Origin of the sequence: Micromonospora maritima, from assembly GCF_902825405.1 — a bacterium.
In the GTDB taxonomy this organism is placed as follows: Bacteria; Actinomycetota; Actinomycetes; order Mycobacteriales; family Micromonosporaceae; genus Micromonospora; species Micromonospora maritima.
Genome location: NZ_CADEAU010000702.1, coordinates 1 through 2299, shown reverse-complemented (window position 1 = coordinate 2299; position 2299 = coordinate 1). Strand labels below are relative to the sequence as shown.

Sequence of the window (2299 nt, the reverse complement as noted above, 5' to 3'; positions counted from 1 at the left end):
CCCTGCGCGAGCGGTTCCCCGGGGTGCCGGCGGCGCGCCTGGACCTCGGCGACGCGCGCACGTTCGACGCCGCGCTGGACGGCGCGGCGGCGCTGTTCCTGCTCCGCCCACCGCAGATCGCCCGGGTCGGGCCCACGCTGAACGCGCTCGTCGACCGTGCCGCGCGGCACGACGTGCGGCACGTGGTGTTCGCCTCGGTAACCGGGGCGGAGCACAACCCGGTGGTGCCCCACCACCGGGTCGAGCGGCACCTGCGCGCCGCCCGCGTGCCCCACACCGTCCTGCGACCGGGCTTCTTCGCGCAGAACCTGGCCGACGCGTACCGGCGGGACATCCTCGAGGACCACCGGATCTACCTGCCCGCCGGCACCGGCCGGGTGGCCTTCGTCGACACCCGGGACATCGGCGACGTGGCCGCGGCCGTGCTCGCCGACCCGGCCGCGCACCGGGGCGCCGCCTACACCCTGACCGGGCCGGAGGCACTCGACTTCACGCAGGTGGCGGAGCTGCTCACGGAGGCGCTCGGCCGGCCCGTCCGCTACCGCGCCGCCACCGTCGGTGGCTACCTGCGGCACCTGCGCCGACGGCGGGTCCCGGTGACCCAGGCGGTGGTGCAGACGGTCCTGCACACCGGCCTGCGTCGGGGCCAGGCGGAACGGGTCGACCCCACCCTGCCGCTGCTGCTCGGCCGCCCGGCCCGGACCCTGCGGGACTACGTGACCGAGCACCGCGACAGGTGGACGGACGGGCCGCCCCCGCAGAAGATGGGGGAATGAGCCCGCCCACCGACCCGCGGGTCCGGCGTACCCGCGCCCTGGTGATGGACACGGTGCTGACCCTGCTCGCGGAGCGCGGGGTCGCCGGCACCACGGTCGAGGCGGTGGCGGAGCGCTCGGGCGTGGCGAAGACGACCATCTACCGGCACTGGGACGGCCAGGCGGCACTGGTGCTCGACGCCTTCGCCGGGGTCCGACGCCCGCCGGAGGATCCGGACACCGGCACCCTGCGCGGCGACCTCGTCGCCCTGGTCACCGGGTTGGCCGCCGCGGTCTCCCGCGGACCGGCCGCCGGGTTGTGGTTCGCGCTCGTCGACGCCGCCGAGCGCGACCCGCGCCTGCGCGAGCTGCACCGCCGGGAGGCCGAGACCCGGCACGGCGTGATCCTGCGGGTCGTCGGACGCGGCGTCGCGCGCGGCGAGCTCCCCCGCGGGACGGATCCCGCGGAGGTGCTCGACCTTCTCGCCGGCCCGGTCTTCTACCGGCGCGCGACCAGCGGCGACGTCGACCGGCGCTTCGCCGAACGGCTGGTCGACCTCGTCCTGCGGGCCTACGCGCGCTGAACCGCCGCGCCCTCAGCCCGCCGGTCGATCGGCGCCGAAGTACTCCGGCCGGCTCACCCAGGCCTCGCTGACGAACATGACGCCGGGCCGGTGGGCCAGGATGTCGCGCAGGCCGGTGACGACCGGCTCGGCCCGCCCGGACGGCAGCACGGCGATCACCATGACGAGTCCGGCCCGGTCGTTGAAGAGCAGCCGACCCTCGTGGGTGCCGTGGTGGCCGAAGCCGGAGACCCCGCTGAGGCTGGTCCAACCGCTCACGCCGGAGGCGTGCAGCAGCGTCCGGACGGCGTCGACGTCGTCGGCACGGGTGACCACCTCCACCTTGACCATGCGCGTCAGTCCGAGCTCGTTCATGCGCTGTACTCCTTCTCTGGGTCGGGGGCCGGGAGCGGCGTGGTGTGCCGGGATCCGCCCGGCTCACTCCATTCGCCGGTACGGGGGTCGACGACGGTCAGCGACATCCAGCCGCCGTCGACCAGCTGGCGCAGGGCCGGGTTGCGGCCGAGCACGCTGTCGACGAGGTGGTGCGGGGCGTGGACCACGGCGAGCAGCCGCAGCGGGTCGTGCACCGGCCGGGTCCCGTCGTCGACGGACTGCAGCGGCAGCCCGACGCGCAGGTCGCCGCCGGATCCGGAGAGGACGCCGAGCGCGTCGCCGAGCACGGTGTGCACGGTCTTGGTGCCGGCGCCGAGGCGGTGCGGGTCCACGGTGGAGAAGTAGTACTGGAGGTTGATCCAGGACGCGACGACGAGCGGTCCCGTCATGATCGTCTCCAGCGCGACCGCGTCCGGGTCCGCCGTCCAGTCGTAGGAGTGCAGGAACGTGCGGCAGCCGAGGTCGCGTCCGGCGGTCAGCTCACGCGGCGCGGCGATGAACGCGGCGTTGCCCGCCAGCGCCCACTCGGGCCGCACCTGGGCCCAGTCCGACGCGCGGCCGGGCACGCGGCGAGGGCCCGGCCGG

Annotated in this window: 4 protein-coding genes; 2 read left to right on the top strand and 2 right to left on the bottom strand. The window is 75.7% G+C overall.

The genetic code is table 11. The features are described from left to right. Both HUW36_RS31265 and HUW36_RS31260 read left to right on the top strand, forming a co-directional pair. The coding region (locus HUW36_RS31265; RefSeq protein ID WP_174531368.1) for an NmrA family NAD(P)-binding protein at positions 1-776 on the top strand (776 nt) is incomplete at its 5' end. After that, positions 773-1339 (top strand): TetR/AcrR family transcriptional regulator, encoded by a 567-nt coding sequence (locus tag HUW36_RS31260; protein WP_174531367.1) that lies wholly within the window; start codon positions 773-775, stop codon positions 1337-1339. The genes HUW36_RS31265 and HUW36_RS31260, both read left to right, overlap by 4 nt. 12 nt (positions 1340-1351) lie before the next feature. Here the strand turns inward: HUW36_RS31260 and HUW36_RS31255 are convergent, their stop codons facing one another. Next, the gene (locus tag HUW36_RS31255) at positions 1352-1693 is read right to left on the bottom strand and encodes a DUF190 domain-containing protein (protein ID WP_174531366.1); all 342 of its coding nucleotides are present in this window, start codon (positions 1691-1693) and stop codon (positions 1352-1354) included. Continuing rightward, positions 1690-2299: putative inorganic carbon transporter subunit DabA (locus HUW36_RS31250; RefSeq protein WP_174531365.1), on the bottom strand; the 610-nt coding region annotated here is incomplete at its 5' end. The genes HUW36_RS31250 and HUW36_RS31255, both read right to left, overlap by 4 nt.